Consider the following 2,057-nt stretch of genomic DNA (forward strand, 5'->3'; position numbering starts at 1 on the left):
GGTACTGCGCCAGGAGCTTGGCGAGCGCCGGGTTCTTGGCGCCCTTGAAGACGACGACCCGGCCCCTGGCTGCTGGCGCCCTCGGGCAGGCGTGCCCACGACGGGCGGTTGGGCGGCTGGAGCGTCGCGACCATCATGGTCGGCTGGGAGAGCGACGGTGCGTCACTGACCGGGCTGAGTACCGCGGTGTGGCTGTTGGCGTCGCCCAGACGATCCCGGGTCACCTGCACCTCGGTCAACAACGCGCCGGCGTCCGCGGGCCGCGCTCCCGGGTCGCGGCGGGTGGCCCGCTGCACCAGGTCGTCGAGGACCGACGGCAGGCCCGGCACCAACGTCGAGGGCGCCGGCACGTCCCGGTCGACGTGCTGCCAGGCGACGTCCACCGGGCGGTCCCCGTCGTACGGCACCCGACCGGTGAGCATCTCGAAGAGCACGATGCCGGCCGAGTAGACGTCGGTGCGCGGATCGGCGCGGCCCTCGGTGACCAGCTCCGGGGCGACGTACGCCACGGTGGCCATCAGCTGGTTGCCCTGCTCCTCGTCGGCGCTCGCCTCGACCGCCCGGGCCAGCCCGAAGTCGGCCACCTTCACGACGCTGTCGACCAGGTTGGCGACGCCACCGGTAGGCGCCTCCGCGACCAGCACGTTCTCCGGCTTGACGTCGCGGTGCACGAGACCGGCCCGGTGCGCGGCGGCGATCGCGGCGAGCATCTGCTCGGCGATGGCCAGCGCCTCGTCCGGGTTGAGCCGGCGTCGCTCGGCCAGCACGTCCCGCAGCGTGCGGCCACGGACGTACTCCATCACCAGGTACGGGAGGCCGGCGTGCGTGCCCTGGTCGTAGACCGCCACCACGTTCGGGTGGGTCAGCCGGGCGATGGTCTTCGCCTCGTCGGTGAACCGGGCCACGAAGTTGGCGATCCGGGCCCGTGCCTCGCTCGCCTGGGTCGGGTGAATGATCTTGACAGCGACGGTGCGCTCTAGGCGTTCGTCGGTGGCGGTGTACACGGTCGCCATGCCACCACGGGCCACGCGACCGCGAATGCGGTAGCGCCCGTCGATCAGCGAGCCCAGCAACGTGTCGGCGACCTGAGTGTCCATCGGCAGGCAGTCTATGTGTCCAGAGGGTGAAGGATGAACAGGATGCTACAGCCGTACGCCGAACCGGTCCGTCCCGCCGCGTTCTCGGCCCCTTGTTCGCTGGTCAGCGGCGATCAGGAAAGAGGACGCGGAGGGGCCGCCCGGGGTGCCGGTGGCTCGTCGCGGCGGCGGCGTGGCAGGGTGGTCGGGTGACCGAACCCGTACCCGACCAGGCCGCGCCCGGCCTGGAGCTCGCCGGCCCCACCGACCCGGCCGACTGGTTGACCCTGCCCGACGTCGCCGAACGCCTCGACGTGTCGATCAGCAAGGTGCACCAGATGATCCGTGACCGGGAGCTGTTGGCGGTCCGCCGCGACGGCGTCCGCCGGATCCCAGCGGACCTGGTTGCCAACCAGACCGTGCTCAAGCACCTGCCCGGCGTGCTCAATCTGCTCGCCGACAACGGCTACGACGACGAGGCCGTCCTGCGTTGGCTCTACGAGCCGGACGACACCCTCCCGGGCGCCACCCCGGCCGCCGCCCTCTCCGGCGACCAGGCCCGCGAGGTGAAGCGCCGAGCCCAAGCCCAAGGCTTCTAACCCCCCACCCGCCTTCGGTGTTTCCGCGCCTTCCGGCGTTGATCATGAGGTTGGCGGCGCGAGACGCCGAGGCGAAGGTCGCCAACCCCATGATCAACCCGGCGGGGCGGGGGCGAGGGCGGGGCAGCCCGGCGGGGCGGGGGCGGGTGAGGTCAGTCGGCTCGGCGGGTTGCGGCTATGGCCAGGTCGACCAGGGCTTGGCGGGCCTCGGTGTCGAGGTCGACGGCGGTCAGGGCGGCCAAGGCGGCGTCGGTGAGTGTGGCGATCCGCTGTTCGGTACGGGCCAGCGCCCCGCTCCCCGAGATCACCTCGCGGAGCCGGGCCACCCCGTGCTCGTCCAGCTCCGGGTCGCCGAGGCGGCCGAGCAGCAGCTCGCGGCCCG

At 72.6% G+C, this 2,057-nt stretch carries 2 protein-coding genes and 1 pseudogene; 1 reads left to right on the forward strand and 2 read right to left on the reverse strand.

Annotated elements, in window-relative coordinates:
• The coding region (locus tag ABZ749_RS34415; RefSeq protein WP_357235416.1) for a protein kinase at window positions 1–1,097 on the reverse strand (1,097 nt) is incomplete at its 3' end.
• A 188-nt stretch (window positions 1,098–1,285) separates the two neighbouring features.
• Between ABZ749_RS34415 and ABZ749_RS34420 the strand changes: the two genes are divergently transcribed.
• The gene (locus tag ABZ749_RS34420) at window positions 1,286–1,675 is read left to right on the forward strand and encodes an Rv2175c family DNA-binding protein (RefSeq protein WP_091408069.1); all 390 of its coding nucleotides are present in this window, start codon (window positions 1,286–1,288) and stop codon (window positions 1,673–1,675) included.
• 152 nt (window positions 1,676–1,827) lie between these two features.
• Here the strand turns inward: ABZ749_RS34420 and ABZ749_RS34425 are convergent.
• A pseudogene (locus tag ABZ749_RS34425) lies at window positions 1,828–2,057 on the reverse strand (polyprenyl synthetase family protein); the annotation flags it as partial.

This window comes from Micromonospora sp. NPDC047753 (assembly GCF_040642735.1).
In the GTDB taxonomy this organism is placed as follows: Bacteria; Actinomycetota; Actinomycetes; order Mycobacteriales; family Micromonosporaceae; genus Micromonospora.